At 43.3% G+C, this 19,252-nt stretch carries 17 protein-coding genes; 6 read left to right on the forward strand and 11 right to left on the reverse strand.

Annotation, left to right across the window (positions count from 1 at the left end; genetic code table 11):
• Window positions 1–258: 258 nt before the first annotated feature.
• Complete coding sequence (locus HG267_RS23080; RefSeq protein WP_045868161.1) at window positions 259–456, reverse strand: hypothetical protein; 198 nt, start codon at window positions 454–456, stop codon at window positions 259–261.
• 471 nt (window positions 457–927) lie between these two features.
• Here HG267_RS23080 and HG267_RS23085 point away from each other — a divergent pair, with 471 nt between their 5' ends.
• The 4 genes from HG267_RS23085 (at window position 928) to HG267_RS23100 (ending at window position 7,367) form a co-directional block, all read left to right on the forward strand.
• Window positions 928–1,230, forward strand: a complete 303-nt coding sequence (locus HG267_RS23085; protein WP_045868162.1) for an STAS domain-containing protein — start codon at window positions 928–930, stop codon at window positions 1,228–1,230.
• 183 nt (window positions 1,231–1,413) lie between these two features.
• Window positions 1,414–4,026 (forward strand): TIGR03960 family B12-binding radical SAM protein, encoded by a 2,613-nt coding sequence (locus HG267_RS23090; protein ID WP_045868163.1) that lies wholly within the window; start codon window positions 1,414–1,416, stop codon window positions 4,024–4,026.
• A 555-nt stretch (window positions 4,027–4,581) separates the two neighbouring features.
• Window positions 4,582–6,693: a ribonuclease E/G gene (locus HG267_RS23095; protein ID WP_045868164.1), complete on the forward strand. Its 2,112-nt coding sequence runs from the start codon at window positions 4,582–4,584 to the stop codon at window positions 6,691–6,693.
• Window positions 6,694–6,701: 8 nt separating this feature from the next.
• A complete protein-coding gene (locus HG267_RS23100) occupies window positions 6,702–7,367 on the forward strand; it encodes a ribonuclease HII (protein WP_045868165.1) in 666 nt (221 codons plus the stop codon).
• Between the two features lie 34 nt (window positions 7,368–7,401).
• Here HG267_RS23100 and HG267_RS23105 read toward each other — a convergent pair whose 3' ends face one another.
• The gene (locus tag HG267_RS23105; RefSeq protein ID WP_045868166.1) at window positions 7,402–7,989 is read right to left on the reverse strand and encodes a DUF1997 domain-containing protein; all 588 of its coding nucleotides are present in this window, start codon (window positions 7,987–7,989) and stop codon (window positions 7,402–7,404) included.
• 369 nt (window positions 7,990–8,358) lie between these two features.
• On the opposite strand from HG267_RS23105, the gene pheA reads away from it, so the two are divergent.
• Window positions 8,359–9,252, forward strand: a complete 894-nt coding sequence (gene pheA / locus HG267_RS23110; protein ID WP_045868167.1) for a prephenate dehydratase — start codon at window positions 8,359–8,361, stop codon at window positions 9,250–9,252.
• A 1-nt stretch (window position 9,253) separates the two neighbouring features.
• Here pheA and HG267_RS23115 read toward each other — a convergent pair whose 3' ends face one another.
• The 7 genes from HG267_RS23115 to HG267_RS23145 all read right to left on the reverse strand — a co-directional run bounded on the left by HG267_RS23115 (window position 9,254) and on the right by HG267_RS23145 (window position 16,044).
• Complete coding sequence (locus tag HG267_RS23115) at window positions 9,254–9,904, reverse strand: LON peptidase substrate-binding domain-containing protein (RefSeq protein ID WP_045868168.1); 651 nt, start codon at window positions 9,902–9,904, stop codon at window positions 9,254–9,256.
• A gap of 451 nt (window positions 9,905–10,355) precedes the next feature.
• Complete coding sequence (rpsJ, locus tag HG267_RS23120; protein WP_010998474.1) at window positions 10,356–10,673, reverse strand: 30S ribosomal protein S10; 318 nt, start codon at window positions 10,671–10,673, stop codon at window positions 10,356–10,358.
• A gap of 191 nt (window positions 10,674–10,864) precedes the next feature.
• Window positions 10,865–12,094 carry an elongation factor Tu gene (tuf, locus tag HG267_RS23125; protein WP_045868169.1) on the reverse strand — a complete coding sequence of 410 codons (1,230 nt, stop codon included), beginning with the start codon at window positions 12,092–12,094 and terminating at the stop codon, window positions 10,865–10,867.
• 22 nt (window positions 12,095–12,116) lie between these two features.
• Window positions 12,117–14,195, reverse strand: coding sequence for an elongation factor G (gene fusA, locus HG267_RS23130; RefSeq protein WP_045868170.1), 2,079 nt, complete (start codon window positions 14,193–14,195; stop codon window positions 12,117–12,119).
• Between the two features lie 137 nt (window positions 14,196–14,332).
• On the reverse strand, window positions 14,333–14,803 hold the full coding sequence (rpsG, locus tag HG267_RS23135; RefSeq protein ID WP_045868171.1) for a 30S ribosomal protein S7: 471 nt from the start codon (window positions 14,801–14,803) through the stop codon (window positions 14,333–14,335).
• 385 nt (window positions 14,804–15,188) lie between these two features.
• Entirely contained in the window at window positions 15,189–15,572 is a 384-nt protein-coding gene (gene rpsL / locus HG267_RS23140; protein WP_045868172.1) for a 30S ribosomal protein S12, read from the reverse strand.
• Window positions 15,573–15,696: 124 nt separating this feature from the next.
• The gene (locus HG267_RS23145; RefSeq protein ID WP_045868173.1) at window positions 15,697–16,044 is read right to left on the reverse strand and encodes a HesB/IscA family protein; all 348 of its coding nucleotides are present in this window, start codon (window positions 16,042–16,044) and stop codon (window positions 15,697–15,699) included.
• On the opposite strand from HG267_RS23145, the gene HG267_RS23150 reads away from it, so the two are divergent.
• Window positions 16,043–16,243: a hypothetical protein gene (locus HG267_RS23150; protein ID WP_045868174.1), complete on the forward strand. Its 201-nt coding sequence runs from the start codon at window positions 16,043–16,045 to the stop codon at window positions 16,241–16,243. The two genes, HG267_RS23145 and HG267_RS23150, sit on opposite strands and share 2 nt — an antisense overlap.
• 32 nt (window positions 16,244–16,275) lie before the next feature.
• Here the strand turns inward: HG267_RS23150 and HG267_RS23155 are convergent, their stop codons facing one another.
• A complete protein-coding gene (locus HG267_RS23155) occupies window positions 16,276–16,704 on the reverse strand; it encodes a phosphomannose isomerase type II C-terminal cupin domain (protein ID WP_045868881.1) in 429 nt (142 codons plus the stop codon).
• 369 nt (window positions 16,705–17,073) lie between these two features.
• Window positions 17,074–19,071 carry a phosphodiester glycosidase family protein gene (locus HG267_RS23160; RefSeq protein WP_071989342.1) on the reverse strand — a complete coding sequence of 666 codons (1,998 nt, stop codon included), beginning with the start codon at window positions 19,069–19,071 and terminating at the stop codon, window positions 17,074–17,076.
• Window positions 19,072–19,252: the final 181 nt, after the last annotated feature.

Below are 19,252 nucleotides of genomic sequence, written 5' to 3' on the forward strand. Positions count from 1 at the left end.
GCTCAGGGCATTATGTTGGTATGGCTGCGGTGACAGACCAACACCAAAAGGTAAAAAATCAAGCTGCTTCAGAAATTCGTAGCCGTGGATATGCTGACCATTCGCGCTTTAACGCTTCCCTAGGTTAGGTTCAGGTAGCTTTAATTTTACCAAGCTGTACTATTTGTCAAGGCTACAGTCTTACAATTCTCGGAAATATTCTCAATTTATATAGCTCTAGATAGAGGCAAAAGCTACAATTCTCAGCGATTGTTGTTACTAACCTAAGCTAGGAACTAATTTAATTCGACCTGCATCCATCTCTGCCATTAATAACTCTAAAGCTTCATAATCAACGTCAGATATGTAACCCATTTCAGTTAATTCTGAATTGATTTCATTTTCAATTTCAGGAGTTAATTTTTTAATATAAAGGGCTTTTTCTACCAATTGACGAATAGCATGTCTAGTTCTCATAAAGACTTAGCCAATTTGTATTTGCTGTTAATTATCCAAGATAAAGTTTGGTATAAAAAGTGATCCAGATGCCCAACTCGATGTGATATAGATCACAAGTGTCTAGTAAAAGTACAACAAGATGAAAGCTAGTATCTGCGGCTGACAGGGTGAAGACTGGGGGCTTTTACTAGTAACCAAACGTTAATAGACATCATCCTTAGCTATAGATAAAATCAACAGTCTCAGCATAGCTACGGAGATTGATTTTGCTCTTGGAATTGCTATGTTGATTGTTTTTGAACTTGAGTGAAAAAAAAGTATATATACATACATTTTAACTAATAATTACAACAATCTTTAAATAGAGGTAGAAAACCTATAAAGATTTAGCAAAGAAACATAAGACAAATGGTCGATGTTATGAAAAAAAGTTTATGTTCAAATACATCTAAGCTTTAAGGTTCAATAACTTTAAATTAGGATTTCATTATGCAAGCGGTACTTAAATGTCCAAAAGTTACATTTATTCGTCCTCAAGGCTGCCTTAATGCCGCTAACGCTTTAGAATTTGAGCGGGATCTAACTACAGCGTTGACACAAGATGATACTTCGATCTTGTTAGTGGATTTGGCAGCAGTAGAATCATTAGACAGTGCCGGGTTAATGGCATTGGTCTCTGCGCTGAAACTGGCTGGGAGCTTAGGACGAAGTCTCCAGCTTGGCTCTGTGTCTCCGTCAATTAGAATTATTTTTGAATTAACACAACTCGATCAGGTATTTGAAATCGTTTAAGGTCGCCCTGATGTGCAGCAGCTTGACTTCACAATAATTAAGCAATGCTGCTGTTGAGGGTAACCGGGACAGACAACTTTGTAACAGAATTGTAAGTTGCGGTAAACAATTCTGTAGAAAGACCTAATCAATGCTAATGTTGGAGGTGAGTAGCTGTAATTAAGGTAGCTAGAAGATAGCACAGTGGCTGTTGCAGTTGAAAAGTTAATCACACCGGATATTTTAAAACCAGCGCGTTACTTAGGTAATGAGCGCCTAGCAGTACATAAACCTTGGGACACCGCATCAATACGTTGGGTGCTAACCTACCCGGAAGTATATGAAGTCGGAGCCTCCAACCTAGGACATATCATTCTCTATAACATCCTCAACGCCCAGCCGCGGCAGTTATGCGATCGCGCATACCTCCCTGGGACAGATCTGTCAGCTAAACTCCGAGCAACAAACACACCATTGTTTGCAGTAGAGTCGAAGCGATCGCTGACAGAATTTGACATTTTAGGGTTTAGTCTGAGTTACGAACTGGGAGCCACCAATATTTTAGAAATGTTGGATTTGGCAGGTATACCCCTTACCTGGGAAGAACGAGCAGCAGGTAATTACCCCCTGATTTTCGCGGGAGGGCAAACAGCAACCTCTAATCCAGAACCTTACACAGACTTCTTCGACTTTATTGCCCTCGGCGATGGCGAGGAACTACTGCCAGAAATTGGTTTAGTCTTGCAAGAAGGTAAACAAGCTCTTTTGAGCCGCAGGGAATTATTGCTGGACTTAGCTCAAATCCCAGGGGTATACGTTCCCCAGTTTTACCAAATGGCGGCAGATGGTTCAGTCAATCCTGTAGCGAACAATGTCCCCAAACGAATTCTCAGACGGGTAGCTACACCCATACCTGCTTATTCTATTGGGCTAGTGCCTTATGTCGAGACAGTACATGATCGCTTAACAATTGAAATTCGCCGTGGTTGCACTCGCGGTTGTCGTTTTTGTCAACCAGGAATGCTGACCCGTCCAGCGCGGGATGTCGCGCCAGATAAGGTAGTAGAAGCCATTGAACAGGGAATGCGGGCGACTGGTTACAATGAATTTTCCCTGCTGTCTCTAAGTTGTTCAGATTACTTATCCCTCCCAGCAGTAGGGATGGAAATTAAAAATCGTTTAAAAAATGAAAATATTACTCTGTCTCTTCCTAGCCAACGAGTAGACAGATTTGATGAAAATATTGCCAACATTCTAGGCGGAACCAGACAATCAGGGCTAACCTTTGCTCCAGAAGCCGGCACCCAAAGAATGCGGGACATTGTCAATAAGGGTTTGACCAATGAAGAACTGCTCAGGGGTGTAAAAACAGCTTGGGAGCAAGGCTGGGATAAAATCAAATTGTATTTTATGATCGGCTTACCAGGTGAGACAGATGCCGATGTCATTGGCATTGCCGAAACGGTGAGTTGGTTACAAAGAGAATGTCGCGGACAGGGCAGAAGACCGCTAAATTTTAACTTGACAATTTCTAACTTTACCCCTAAGCCCCATACACCATTCCAATGGCATTCAGTTTCTACCGCTGAATTTCAACGCAAGCAAAAGTTACTCAAACAAGAATTCCGCCGCATTAGAGGAGTAAAAGTAAATTTTACTGATGTGCGGCTGTCGGCAATGGAAGACTTTATAGGTAGAGGCGATCGCAGTTTAGGAAAAGTTCTCCGCCGCGCGTGGGAATTGGGTGCAGGTATGGATTCCTGGTATGAAAGTATGGACAAAGCGTTTGCAGCTTGGGGAAGCGCGATCGCGCAAGCAGGTTTAGACTGGAAATACCGCCAAGTGGAACAGGGTGAATGGAATTTATTTGCCACCACCCAAGAGCAAAGCAGTGAAGTTGGATTGTCTCCTTCCCTCGATGCTCCTCTCCCTTGGGATCACATTGATACAGGAATTGACAAAAAGTGGCTCAAAGAAGACCTACAAAGGGCCTTAGAAGCCGCGATCGTTCCTGATTGCTCTTTTGAGGGGTGTTCTCACTGTGGTGTCTGTGGCACCGATTTTGGACATAATATTGTCATTGAGCCACCAGCAGTCCCAGAATTTGCTGGGGAATTTGTACCAAATACCGCTAGAGTCCAACGCGTGCGAGTCTGGTTCGGTAAGCAAAAAGACATGGCTTTAGTCAGCCATTTAGATTTGATGCGTCTATTTGATAGAGTAGTGCGAAGAGCCAGCTTACCAGTCTCTTTTACAGGTGGTTTTCATCCCCATCCCCGGATTTCTGTGGCTAATGCTTTAGCTTTAGGAGCTACAAGCACAGGCGAAATTGTGGATTTTGAGCTAACTGTGCCAGTAGATGTCAAGACATTCCGAGCCAATTTAGCGAAGGAGTTACCCCCAGATATACCTATATATGATGTCAAGGAATTGGATTTAAAAGCTCCCGCAGCTAGCCAAATTATAGAAGCAGCAGAATATTTAATTACTGTTTCTGTTACAGGAGAAGCCACACCTGCACAATGGCAAAGCTGGATTGAGCAAATTCACACCAAAACAGAAATTCTCTGGGAACAAATTACCAAGTCCGGTAAACACCAAATCGTAAATCTGCGCGATCGCTTGTTGGAACTAGAGTTAGTCGCAACTAACACTAATCAACCAGAGCCTACAGCTACCTTGCGTTATCTAGGTATCTGTCGTCCCGATGGTGTGCTGTTGCGTCCCGAACAAATCCTGTTTATGCTAGAAAATGTAGCTCACACAGAATTTCATCTCTGGCATATCCAGCGCAATCGGCTCGTTTTGGGTATATAATCCGTCAAGGGCAACTGGCTAGTAGTTGCCCTGACATCATACATCGTGGGAATTGATTTTTGGCAAGGTTGCGTTAGAATGGGATGAAGAGAAATTTTCTGGCGCTGCATTGAATTAGCTGGTTCACAACCCTGATACTCAGGGAGCAAAGGCAAAGATATGAGAGTGCAACTTCTAGGATTTTATCCCGGATAAACTGAGGCAGGTTAAAGAACACACTCTCTCTATAGCTACCGTGTGAATCAGTAACTCACAATAGGCTCCGTCGGCAACTCTTCCTCTATGCTTTTTAAACAACTGCTGAATACCTAATCTTTCACTGGTGAAGGTATAGCATCAAAAATCAACCATAGATGGTTGATGTAATTGCTTAAACATATGCAGCCTTTCTGGAATAATCAGGCGTGTAAACGCAATCACAGTATCCATAGCTCTTTCACTGGGAGCTTAAATTCACAATTATTATTATCAGCTGCACCTTTTGGGGCTTGCAGGGGAGAGAGGCTAAAAAAACCTCCTTTACCCATCGGTGCAACGAATTTTTGAGGGAATTGAATGCCAAAGCAAATTATCATCGCGGAACAGCATCAAATTGCTGCTGTATTTTCGGAAGATCAAATACAAGAACTTGTTGTAGCCACCGGTCATCACCAAATTGGTGATATTTACTTAGGAGTGGTAGAAAATGTACTACCAGGTATTGATGCAGCTTTTGTAAATATTGGCGATCCAGAGCGTAACGGCTTTATTCACGTCACTGATTTGGGGCCGTTAAAGCTGAAGCGGACAGCCGCCGCAATCACAGAATTATTAGCACCACAACAAAAAGTGTTGGTGCAGGTAATGAAAGAGCCAACGGGCACAAAAGGGCCAAGGCTCACAGGTAATATCACTATGCCAGGACGCTACGTAGTCCTGATGCCCTATGGTAGAGGTGTAAATTTATCTCGGCGGATTAAAAGTGAAAGCGAGCGTAACCGTCTGCGGGCATTAGCAATTTTGATCAAACCCGCAGGTATGGGTTTATTAGTCCGCACAGAAGCCGAAGGTAAACCAGAAGAAGCAATTATCGAAGATTTAGAAGTATTGCAGAAACAGTGGGAAGCCATTCAACAAGAAGCACAATCCACCCGGGCCCCAGCATTGCTGAATCGAGATGATGACTTTATCCAACGCGTCTTGCGAGATATGTACGGCGCGGATGTGAATCGCATTGTAGTCGATTCTAGTACTGGTTTAAAACGCGTTAAGCAGTATTTACAAAACTGGAGTGGGGGTCAAACACCGCAGGGATTGTTAATTGACCATCATCGCGATCGCTCACCAATTTTAGAATACTTCCGGATTAACGCCGCGATTCGAGAAGCCCTCAAACCAAGAGTAGACTTACCTTCTGGTGGCTATATCATCATTGAGCCAACCGAAGCCTTAACAGTCATAGATGTTAACTCCGGCTCCTTTACACGTTCCGCAACAGCTAGAGAGACAGTACTGTGGACTAACTGCGAAGCCGCTACAGAAATTGCCCGACAGATGCGTCTGCGGAATATTGCTGGGGTGATCGTGGTCGATTTCATTGACATGGAATCACGACGCGATCAACTGCAAGTACTGGAGCATTTTAACAAAGCCCTGAAAGCAGACAAAGCTCGTCCCCAAATTGCTCAACTCACTGAACTGGGTTTAGTAGAACTCACCCGTAAGCGCCAAGGTCAAAATATTTACGAATTATTTGGTGAAACTTGCCCGACCTGTGGAGGTTTAGGGCATACTGTGCGTCTACCGGGAGAACTAGAAAGTAGATTGCCCACCATACCCACAGAAGTACCAGAACGCTTTATCCCTCTGCCGAATAGGGAACCAAGAGAGGCGCGAGAACCACGGGAAGCCAGAGAACCTCGTCAGCCAGTGGCCCGCATTCCCGATCCACGGGAGACCTACGATGGATTTGGCGATACATTTGATAACGATTCTGACTTGGGTGCCCTCAACTTAATCAATCATCCCAGCTATCAAGAACTGAGCGATCATAACAAGCGCCGCACCCGCACCCGTCGTAGTCGCATTGGTATTGGTGCGCCCAATGGCAAAGATGAAGGACGGATTGTCAACAATCCACTCGCTTTTGTCAACGACCCCGACTTAGACTTAGATGCTGATAATGAACTAGCGCCAGCACCAGAGATACCACCACCAAGCTTGAATAAACAAGGTTGGAGTGATCGAGGAGAACGGGCTAAAGTTACCAAAGTAGAACCAATCAAACCAGTGGTAGAACCACCGGAAATTAGAACTGTAGAAATGACCCATGAAGAACAAGATGTTTTTGCTTTGATGGGTGTTTCTCCCTTGGTGAAGTTGGATCGGGAAGTGAAAAATCCGAAATCAGTAATTATCAATATTGTGCAACCAGGACAACTTCCCACTACAGAATCTACCTCTGATTCTACCCCCACGGAAAAAGTCAGCACTGCTGTCAGCACCATCAAAGTACCGACATCACAACTTGAAGTAGAGCCAAAACCATCACCCCAACCAGTTATTGAATCACCAGGATTTACTGCGATCGCAGAAGAACCTGAAGCCACGGAATCTAATAGTACTGCTGCTAGCCGTCGCCGTCGTCGTCGCTCCTCGGCCATCGACGACAACAATGAAGACAGCTAACTGCCATGATGGTAGAGCCAGAGCAAACTGCCGCCAATCATAATTCTGCGATACCTCAAAGTGAACTGCTGTGGTTAGAATTGTCAACCTTAGCGGGTACTGCGGGCATAGCTGGTGTGGATGAAGTAGGGCGAGGTGCTTTGTTTGGCCCTGTAGTAGCAGCCGCCGTTATGCTACCAGAGTGTGCTTGGCCAGAATTGATGGCAGCTAAAATCAAAGATAGTAAAAAGCTGTCTAGCTCTCGCAGAAAGGAACTAGCACAGCAGATTTGTGCATTAGCAATAGACTGGAAAATTGGCTTCGCTTCCACTGCGGAAATTGACCAAATCAACATTTTGCAGGCAACACTGTTAGCAATGAAGCGGGCTGTGCTCAAACTGAAAGTACAGCCTGCACTGTGCTTAATAGATGGGAATCAGTCAGTAAAAGACTTGTTATTACCCCAACAAACAATAGTCAAAGGAGACGAGCGATCGCTCAATATTGCCGCCGCGAGTATTGTGGCTAAAGTTTGGCGTGATGAGCTAGTAGTGCGCTTGGCAACCAAGTATCCCATGTACGACTTAACAAGTAACAAGGGCTATGGTAGTCAAAAGCATTTACTAGCTCTACAAAAATACGGGCCTTCACCGTTGCACCGTAAGTCCTTTCGTTCTTGTCAAATTCAAAATTGAGGTTAAATAAAACGCAGAGACTCCTAGAGTAAATTTACTCCATATTTAATATGGGCAATTCTGCGCTATCTTCGTTCAGCTTTTGAACATTCGTTTGAGAAATTACCCAGCGACGATAATCGGCTAATAGCTGATGTAGTAGCCGCTGTTTTACCGTCAATAGCACACTCTTAAGTAAGCCATTACCAGTGGTTTCTAAAATTGGTTTGGGAGTAAAGCAAAATGGTGGTGGTAACTCTACCTGCACTTCTAAATCAGCTTTGCCTTGCAGGTATGTACCTGTACTGAGTTGTGATGGTGACAAGTAACCTTTTAAATTCAAAGCAAAACGTTGATTAATATACTCAACACCAAGAATTTCACAACCTACAGATCGCAAACAAATAGTGCCATTAGATTCTGCCCAGACTCTCATGTCTACAGTTGGTTGCAAACTAAGTGACATAAAAGTCAGAGGACGCATTTTTAACCGAAATACTTCTTCTGAAAGTTGCTGAATGCGATTATTGTCAACTAAAGCATGAACCAAACGTTGTGGTTGACGCAAATAGTGCTGAATAGGAATAGGCTGCTTTGGAACAGCAATTTCAACTGATTGAGAAGCCGTAAACCGGGTAGCCATGAGTAAATTAATATATATGTTGTTTAATTTTAATATTTTTTAATATATTAGATTGATTTTGAGATAAAGTCTCAGCTTTATTGATTATAAAAACTATTGTGACTCATAAACTATACATTATAAATAATAAAGTTAATAATTTGATGACTATCTTTAGTTAGAGAAATATATCAGTAATCATCAAAATTAATCATTGACAAATTAAGTATTGTATGCAGTTAAAAATCTGCCAATAATAAAATTTTGAGCAATTCTCTGAGGAATTAAAATACAGATTAATCAGCAGAATTTATTTCAGAAAATGGCTGTTAAAAATGTGTAGTTTACCTATCTGTAAACAAATCCAACTTGCACCTCAAAGCTAAAAAGATGACACTAGCGATCGCACATTTAGGGCCTCCCGGTACTTATGCAGAGCAAGCAGCTGTTTTTTATCTCAATTGGCTGGCTCAAACAACAGGAGTTGCAGCTACGTTACGTCCTTATCCCAGCATTGCTCAATCACTCCAAGCTGTTGCTCAAGGACAAACGCAGTTAGCAGTTGTGCCAGTGGAAAATTCCATAGAAGGCAGTGTCACCATGACAATGGATACATTGTGGCTATTGGATAGTTTGCAAATTCAGTTGGCTTTGATATTACCTATTGCCCATACCCTAATTTCCTGTGCCTCAGGTTTAGAGCAAATTAAAACTGTTTATTCTCACCAACAGGCGTTGGCTCAATGTCAAAGCTGGTTAGGGCAATTTCTGCCGACAGTACAGATAATTCCCAGCAATTCCACTACCGAAGCATTACAACTACTAAAGCAAGATTTAACAGCTGCGGCGATCGCATCTATGAGAGCAGCTGAACTCTATAACCTCCCAATACTAGCCACTGGTATCAACGATTATCCAGAAAACTGCACTCGCTTTTGGGTAATTAGTCAAGCTCAAACTGAGATTTCGCCACAGAAATATTCAACAACAAATACCCATACTTCCTTAGCTTTCAGCTTACCCGCTAATCTCCCAGGCGCACTTGTCAAACCCTTGCAAATATTTGCTCAACGAGAAATTAACCTCAGCCGCATTGAATCTCGCCCGACAAAGCGCTCTTTGGGAGAATATTTATTTTTTATGGATTTAGAAGCAGACCGCAATTCACCCAAAATGCAATCTGCTTTGGCAGAACTCAGCACCTACACAGAAATTTTAAAAATTTTTGGTAGCTACAGTATCCTACCGATTACAACTCTACAGTCAGTAGAATCCATTGATTAACTTATAATTTTTGATTAAAAGTGTCTTTAAGAACTGTACGAGCTGCCAAGTGATTGCGAGTAGAAGTCAAAATTTCCGATTCTCTTTCCAAGCGAGCTGCTGTATCACGCATTTCTAGCAATGACTGCTGTTCTGCGGCTACCCCATAAAGGTTACTGGCTACCCAATAAGATAACTCGGTAGGCAGATCGGGTACATCTTCTGGTAGTTCAATATTTTGTTCAGTTAACTTTGCTGAAAGACGCACAACATCTCGTAGCAGTTGTTCTACTTCAGAAGCTAAAGGTCGCAGATCTTTTGTTGGTGTTTGGTCTTCAAACCACTCAACCAAAGCCACTCGGTAGGGTTTTTCGCGAACATATTCTAAAACACGAAATCTTTGCTGACCTAAAGTTAACATTTTCATCCGGTTATCTGGCAATCGCTGGTAATGAATAATCTCTGCACAGCAACCCACATTAGCAATGGTACCTTTGACTGGATCGACCATCAAAACCCCAAACCTGCGATCGCTTTCAAGAATCGTATTCATCATGATTCTGTAGCGAAATTCAAAAATATGCAGGGGTAATGGTCTGCTAGGAAAAAGAACTACTTCAGGTAACGGGAACAGAGGTAGTTCGCGAACTGCAATTCTAGAAGAGGATGTCATAGTTACTCTGGTATAAATTTAATCGTTAAAATTTATGAGTCTCTGTTTCTCCCGTACAATGTTTACATTCTATCATTTGTTTTCAAGCTCAGAAAAAGCCCTGAGAGATATTTCTTCAGGGCTGTGTAAGTATTAATACAAAAGTGACTATCAAGCGTCGAAGGTCAATGGTGATTACACTTTTGACCATGCCAATTTTAGATTTGAAATTTGGAATTTTGGATTGTTTTTCATACAAGCCCCGCCTCTTTTGGGGCCACTCTCGTGGGCGAGTTTCTCACGCCAGTCCGAACCACAGGGAGCGACTGCGATCTTGGGGTTTCCCCAAGAGGAGCAAGTGGCGTGGTAACCCCCGCAAGCGGCTGGCTCAACTGCAGAGAAGTGGCGTGGCGGAACAAATCTAAAATCTAAAACCCAAAATCAAAAATTGTTTGACTTTTGACTTATAAAATTAAAGTTTTACTTCGATGTCCACACCAGATGGCAGATCTAGCTTCATCAGAGCATCAATAGTTTTAGAAGAAGGCTGATAAATGTCAATAATCCGGCGATGGGTGCGAGTTTCAAAGTGTTCGCGGGAATCTTTATCTACGTGAGGCGATCGCAATACACAATAAATCTTACGTTTTGTTGGTAAAGGAATAGGCCCGATAGCTGTGGCGTTAGTGCGGTTAGCGGTGTCTACAATCTTCTCGCAAGATGTATCCAATAAACGACGATCAAAAGCTTGTAAGCGGATTCTAATTTTCTGCTGCTGTAGAGTTGCCATCTTTAGTTTTCTAGGTTCTGATTATTTAAGGGACTTTAGGAGATTAGAGATTGGGGAGTGAGGAGTTGGTACTAGAGATAAAATCTCCATCCCTAATCCCTAATTCCCAATTGCTAATCACTTGAATTGAAGGAAGAGAAAGGAGCAGAGAGTTTGCTATCTCTGCTCCTTTTTAATTAAGTGAAAAGGTGCTATTTGACGATCTTAGAAACGACACCAGCACCGATGGTACGACCACCTTCACGAATCGCAAAGCGCATTCCCTGCTCAATTGCGATCGGGTTGATCAATTCTACAGTCATCTTGATGCGATCTCCTGGCATGACCATTTCTGCAGCGCTGCCATCATCAGCGGTGAAAGCTTGGATGGTACCAGTTACATCTGTTGTCCGTACATAGAACTGAGGACGGTAACCAGCAAAAAATGGGGTTTTCCGACCACCTTCTTTTTCTGTCAGAACGTACACTTCACCTTCAAATTGAGTATGAGGTGTAATAGAACCGGGTTTAGCTAGTACCATACCCCGTTCAATATCTGCCTTTTGGATACCGCGCAGTAATACACCTGCGTTATCACCAGCTAAACCTTCATCCAGACTCTTCTTGAACATTTCGATCCCGGTAACAGTGGTGTTGCGGGTGTCTCTAATGCCCACCAACTCTACCACATCACCAACCTTAACTTTACCGCGTTCAATCCGACCAGTAGCTACGGTACCACGACCAGTGATGGAGAATACGTCTTCTACAGCCATCAAGAAGGGTTGATCAACAGCCCGCTCTGGAGTGGGGATGTAGGAGTCTACAGCATCCATCAGTTCATAGATTTTATCTACCCACTTATTCTCACCACGCTGGGTCTTGGGGTTAGCAGTCATTGCTTCCAGTGCTTGTAGACCAGATCCTTTGATGATGGGAATGTCATCACCAGGGAAATCGTAGCTAGAAAGCAGTTCTCTGAGTTCTAGTTCTACTAGTTCTAGCAGTTCTGGGTCATCCATTAAGTCTTCTTTGTTCAAGAAGACAACCAAGCTGGGAACGCCTACCTGTTTTGCTAGCAGGATGTGTTCGCGGGTTTGGGGCATGGGTCCATCGGTAGCAGCTACTACTAGAATCGCTCCGTCCATTTGGGCTGCACCAGTGATCATGTTTTTCACATAGTCAGCATGTCCTGGACAGTCTACGTGAGCATAGTGGCGATTTTCGGTTTCATACTCAACGTGAGCGGTATTAATAGTAATACCCCGCGCCTTTTCTTCTGGTGCGTTGTCGATTTGGTCGTAGCCTTTAGCTACAGCTTGGCCAAGAGCTGCCAAGGTCATGGTGATGGCTGCTGTTAATGTTGTTTTACCGTGGTCAACGTGTCCAACAGTACCGATGTTAACGTGGGGTTTCTTCCTTTCAAACTTTGCGCGTGCCATGAATGCTCGTTTCCTTTTTTAATTAAGCGTTCCCTTTGCTTTTTGCAATGATTGCCTCAGCCACGTTGCGAGGCACTTCGTCGTAGTGGCTAAACTCCATTGAGAAGATGCCCCGACCCTGAGTCTTCGACCGGATATCGGTGGCGTAGCCAAACATTTCTGCCAATGGGACTTTAGCAGTCACTTTAGCAAGACCTTGCTCAGATCCCATACCCTCAATTTGCCCACGACGGGAATTGAGGTCACCCATGACATCGCCAAGGAAGTTTTCTGGAACTTCAACCTCGACTTTCATCATAGGCTCTAAAAGAACGGGCGCAGCTTTGTGAGCCGCTTCTTTCATCGCCATAGAGCCGGCGATTTTGAAAGCCATTTCTGAAGAGTCTACATCATGGTAAGAGCCATCAACCAAAGTAGCTTTCACATCAATGAGTGGATAGCCAGCTAAAATACCAGATTCGCAGCATTCTTTCATTCCTTGTTCTGCGGGGCCAACGTACTCTTTGGGTACGGAACCACCAACAATCTTAGAAACGAATTCAAAGCCGCTACCAGGTTCACCTGGTTCCAAATCGATCACAACGTGACCGTATTGACCTTTACCACCACTTTGGCGAATAAATTTACCTTCAACTCTGGTGACTGGTTTACGAATTGTTTCGCGGTAAGCTACTTGGGGTGCACCCACATTTGCTTCCACTTTAAATTCGCGTAACATCCGGTCTACGAGAATTTCCAGGTGTAGCTCTCCCATACCTGCAATCACTGTTTGGTTGGTTTCAGGATCGACGTGGACACGGAAAGTCGGGTCTTCTTCTGAGAGAGATTGCAGTGCCTTGGATAACTTATCCATGTCGTTCTTGGTTTTGGGTTCAACCGCCACCGAGATCACAGGCTCAGGAATGAATAGAGATTCCAGAATTACTGGTGATCCTTCATCAGTAATTGTGTCACCTGTTAAGGTATCTTTCAAACCCAAAGCTGCGCCTAAATCACCAGCCCGCATTTCTTCGACATCTTGTCGTTCGTCGGCTTTTAAAATAACTAAGCGGGAGATGCGTTCTTTCTTACCTTTAGTAGCGTTGAGAATGTAGCTACCCTTCTTCAGGACACCAGAATAAACGCGTACAAAGGTTAAGCGACCATATGGGTCAGCCATAATCTTGAAGGCCAGCGCTGATAAAGGTTCGTTATCATCAGCCCGACGTTCAACGGTATCACCATTAGGCAATGTACCTTGAATTGCTGGTACATCAATTGGTGCTGGCAAGTAATCTACAACTGCATCCAGCATTAGCTGTACGCCTTTGTTTTTAAATGCTGAACCGCAAAGCACTGGCACAATCGTACCTGCAATTGTTCCCTTTCGCAGAGCAGCCTGAATTTCTGCTTCTGTAAGTTCTTCACCCTCGAAGTACTTAGTCATCAGATCGTCATCAGTTTCTGCTACCGCTTCGATCAGTTTGGTGCGGTACTCTGCTGCTTGCTCTTGCAAGTCGGCGGGAATTTCAGTTTCCTGAATATCTGTTCCCTGATCGTTGTTGTAAATATAGGCACGCATCCGTACCAGGTCAACGATGCCTTTAAATTCGGTTTCACTACCAATTGGCAGTTGAATGGCAATAGCATTAGCTCGCAAGCGATCGCGCATTTGTTCGTGAACTCTATAGAAGTTCGCGCCTGTACGATCCATCTTGTTGATAAAGGCTATCCTCGGCACTTTATAGCGGTCTGCTTGCCGCCATACTGTCTCTGATTGGGGTTGTACGCCACCTACAGAACAGAACACGGCGATTACACCATCCAACACACGCATGGAGCGCTCAACTTCAATAGTGAAGTCAACGTGACCTGGAGTATCGATAATGTTTATTTGATGATCTTTCCAGCTGGTACTAATAGCAGCCGCGGTGATGGTGATTCCTCTCTCCCGCTCTTGCTCCATCCAGTCTGTGACGGCGGTTCCTTCATGGACTTCGCCAATCTTATGAATTATCCCAGAGTAAAACAATATTCTCTCTGTTGTTGTTGTCTTGCCCGCATCTATATGCGCCGCAATACCGATATTGCGTACTCTCTCTAGCGGGATCGTACGTGCCACAGTAGCCTCCTATAGTTTTTGCCTCATGATATCTTGTATATTACTCTTTGTTAAGATTCTATACTTTTACGGAAAACCGTCTTTTTTGAAAATCCGCGATATATCGCTTTTGAATGCGCGATATATCGCTTCTAAAATTAGTAACGATAGTGAGCAAAGGCTTTGTTGGCTTCTGCCATGCGGTGTGTTTCTTCCCGCTTACGAATGGCATTGCCGGTTTCATTAGCAGCATCCATTAGCTCATTAGCTAATTTGCCTGCCATTGTCCGTCCGGCTCTAGAACGAGAAAATTGTACCAGCCAACGTAGCGCTAGGGTAGTACCCCGTTCTGAACGCACTTCCATTGGTACTTGGTAAGTTGCTCCACCAACCCGGCGAGCTTTTACTTCTACTAGAGGCGTTGCATTCCGTACTGCTCTTTCAAAGGTCTCTAGAGCAGGATTACCAGTGCGTTCCTCGATAGTTTTTAATGCATCATAAACAATGCGTGCTGCAAGTGATTTTTTACCATGACGCATTACTCGCCGCATGATCATGCTAACTAGGCGGCTATTATAAACTGAGTCAGGCGGAACTGGTCGCCTTTGACTAACACCACGACGTGACATACTTCACCCTTAATTCGGTTTTGGCAACGAAATTATATGCTATCAGACACCGGAAACTAAAAGCGGTAGGAAACGCCGCTCAAACTTCCTCAATTTTTTCATCTTACAGATGCAGCCAGGCAAACTTACTTTACTTGTTACCTGTCATCAGACAAACAAGGCGACAACGTTAATAAACCTTAATATTTAGATTAAAGCGTTGCTGTCACTCAAATACGATTCGGATCAAAATATCCTACACTTGCTCGCTTAGTGCAGGACTTGATTTGTGGATACAGACACAAGAACTATAACTAATGCTGCGATCGCAAATGCCAGTTTTTTCTCCCTCAGCTATTCTAGGCTAGACGATTAATCGTAATTCATGCGATTAACCGCCTATTTCCTATTTTTTCGCTGCTTTGGGACGCTTGGTTCCATACTTGGAACGCCCTTGTTTACGGTCTTTGACTCCGGCTGTATCTAAAGTTCCACGAATGATGTGGTATCTCACGCCAGGAAGGTCTTTAACCCGACCGCCACGAATCATCACAACTGAGTGTTCTTGTAGGTTGTGACCAATACCTGGAATGTAAGCTGTTACTTCAAATCCAGAAGTCAGCCTGACTCTTGCCACTTTCCGCAGTGCTGAGTTAGGCTTTTTAGGCGTAGTTGTGTATACTCTGGTACAAACACCCCGACGTTGTGGGCATTGCTTCAGAGCCGGAGATTTGGTTTTCTGACGCGCTTGTTCGCGTTCATTACGGATGAGCTGCTGTATTGTTGGCATGAGTTACAGCGCGTAAGCTGCTTAGTGTCTAAGTTTTAACAAATCCTAATTATAACTTTTTTCAAGGTTTCATGTCAATTATTATTTGTGATTTGGGTCAATTGCTCAGAAATAGTTGTTTTTACTACTGATTATTGCTCAATGAATCTTGATTTAAGTTAAAAGAATTACCACAGCCACAAATAGAACTTGCTAGAGGATTTTGGAAGCGAAAGCCACCACCCATCAGATCTTCTGAATAATCAACTATTAATGCATCAACGTATTTTAAACTATCTGCATCTACAACTAACTGGATGCCATTCAGGTCAAATACGCGATCGCTGACTTTTACTGTCTCATCAAAAGACGTATCATAAAACCACCCAGAACAACCTCCGGGTTTAATTGCTAAACGGAATAAAACGTTTTGCGGCTGCTTCAACTTTAATCGCTTAATTTCACTGGCAGCGGCTGGACTCAATTGCATCATGGAATTTATTGTACAAATTTCCAACTCCATATTTACAGTATTACAGAATGGGGATTGGGGACTGGTGATTGGGGATAAGGGAGATGAGGGAGATGAGGAAGCAGGAGAGAAATTTCCGTTACCAATTACCCATTACCAAACCCCAAATCATAAAAAATCCCACCTTTTATGCGGTGGGATGAGTATAGAAAACTTATAAGGCAAGAATAGGGCTAAATGAGCGATCGCATCTTAACGGCTTTGATCGCCAGTACGGGCATAATCATCTTGATAGCGAATAATATCGTCTTCACCTAAATATTCACCATTCTGTACTTCAATCAGCACTAAGGGAATTACGCCAGGATTTTCTAGGCGGTGGGCTGTACATTGAGGTACATAGGTAGACTGATTATTGCTTAACAAAACTTCTTTTTCTCCACAAACTACCCTAGCTGTACCAGACACAACAATCCAGTGTTCGCTACGGTGATGATGCATTTGCAGGCTGAGGCGATGTCCTGGCTTTACTTCAATACGTTTAATTTTATATCCTCGCCCTTCTTCTAAAACTGTAAAAGAACCCCAAGGGCGTAATTCAGTTGCTGCAACGCCTCTGGAAGTTATCGCTGGAGGTAAGGGCAGAGCGTTAGTTTGTGTTGTTTCTGAAATTTGAACCATAGTAACCTCATTTAAAGACATAACAAACCGTCTGTACTTTAGGAACCATTGATGAGAATTCTGGCGTTACCGTGCAGTTGCGAAAATCGAGAATCGTGTCGCACCTTGCCAACGATAACAAAAGCAATCTTGAGGATGTAAAAGACTGCTACTAAAACTACAGCGTCTATACCAATTCTTCATCAAACACAAGGGCAGCTTTTTCTTAACTTTATGAAGGAATTGGGAATTTTAGATTTTAGATTTTGGATTTTAGATTTAAACCTTAATCCAAAATTGCAAATCCGTCTTGAAAAGTTTGCTCAACGGGGGGAACCCCCGCACGCAACTTTTCGCAAAATCCAAAATTGAATTGCCCTATGCCCTAAATCACTTTTGTTCTAAGAAAATACCTATGCCGTTGTGGACACGTGCAGCGGTACTGGGAGAACGATCTATTAATTGCCCTCCTAAGTAGAGACTGGTAGAGCTACCACCGTCTAAATTGAGAGCATCTACACAACCTAGAAGTTGCATCAGCCTTGCGTGTTCCGCTAATGTAGGGCCAGGGCCGCCAGCACGGTTATGTACAGCAGCAATCATCAAATTACCTGTAGCATTTGTGCAAATACCACTACGAATTGCTTTTTCGGCAATAAAAGCATCACTGAATTTTTCGCTCTTAGCATCAAGGACAATTTGACGGTTTTTGATGAGTAGTGGCCCCGCACCGATGATATTGGCATAACGATTAAATTCATGAGGAATTGTGCCACTTGTAATGCTAACTACGCTGCCAACGGGTAGTTGGGCAGCAGTATTCACTGCATTACCTCGTAAAGTGACAAGATAGCCATCTGGAGGAATAGGAAAGTTAGTTTGCCCAGCTTTACCACCTGGTAATTGATTGGTAACCTGGTCTTGCTGAACAGTTAAGATGATTTCGTTATCTGTAAGGGGAGTGTAAGTTTGACCCCAAGTAGGCGTATAACGAGCAATACCACTCTGAACATAGGCACTATTAACAAACAGAATTGGCGATCGCAAATTATTCGGCCCAATTAAAGTTTCCTGTAAGGTGAGGCGATCAAAATAAAATTCGCCGGAATCATTCCAGGCGATCGCACCTCGGTTTAATATCGGGCCTGATATCCACTGACCATTTTGACGAATGGCACCCAGTGGTAAGCGATTATTGCGGTTAAAATAACCACCATTAATTGCGGCTGCTGCTGAGAATTTAGGGGCCATTTGAATTAACGGTGCAGTCCCTACCGCACCATTAACATTACCGCGAATAGGTTTGAGCGTTAGCCCAAAAGCACGGGGATTAATTTCTAACCAAACAACTGGAAAGCGATCTGTGCCTAAATTAACTAACTGTTGTCGCCAATTCAATCCCCTAGCCCAAGTAATATTCTTTTCTACTAACGCATCGGGTCGAACTTCGATAATTAAGCGGTTGGGGTTAGCAACAGTATTAATTCGGGGAGACAACCCAAACGGAATGCTCAAACTAATTACCGTTTGGTTGTTCGCTACTTCTACTTGCTTGATTAGTGTTTCTGGTGCAGGGGTGGGTAATAATTGTTTGAGCAGATTTGGTATTGGCGCTGGTAAGGGTGCTGGTGGTAAGGGAGTATACCTTTGGATTAAAGCTGGATCAGCAATGCCATCGATAGCAATTTTCCAGACTCTATGAGGAATTTTCGCAGGTTTAGCTGTTGCTGTATCCGGATCTTGCGGACTTTTAGCTGGTAATTCTTGTGTAACTTGCCAAGGAGTTGGTCGGTCTAAATTAATAATGACGCGATCGCCAAAACTTTCTTGATTTTGTGAGATTTCTGTGACATTCGCAGCAGGTGTAGAAATTGCTAAAATGTTGCCATTGGCTTGTATCTGCCATCCTGCTGTTTGAGCAAAACTAGTAATATCTAAATAACGATATCCTCTTTGCAACCAAGCATCTAAAATTAATGGTGCTGTGCTATACGAAAACCAATTTATGGGTTGTCTAGCTGGATTGTTGCTGCTCAACAAATCTATGCCAATTAATTGCCTGAGTACACCATCACTCAGATGAGTTGTCAGTTGATCGGTAGTTCCTGGTCGCTGCAACCAAGCTCCTGATAAAGTACGACCATTGAGCGATATTTGATTGCCAGAGGCGATGACTCTAGAAAAGGGAGCTTGAGTAGACTGGGGCTTGATTGATGGTGTGGAAATATTTGTTGGGGGTAACTGTTGGGCCCTTGTAGCACTGGTAGTATATAAACACAGCGCTGTAGCGATTATTGGCGAAATCGGAGCCAAAACCAACCTGCTATGACTTCTTTTAAACACAGCAGTATGGCATTTGTGTCGATAATTATGCGGCATTTTTAACATGATTTGCTGGTACTTGTGAAAGCTATCACCCAAAATTGATATTGACTGATGATGCAGAAATCTAAAACAATAACGATCAAAGCTTTGAAAAAACGTGATACTATATATGATGGCTTGTTGTCTCTTGCAGACACAAAAGGGCATTTTTGACTAAACAACCACTGCAATTAAGTGTTTTAAC

Source organism: Tolypothrix sp. PCC 7601 (assembly GCF_025677855.1).
GTDB lineage: Bacteria > Cyanobacteriota > Cyanobacteriia > Cyanobacteriales > Nostocaceae > Aulosira > Aulosira diplosiphon.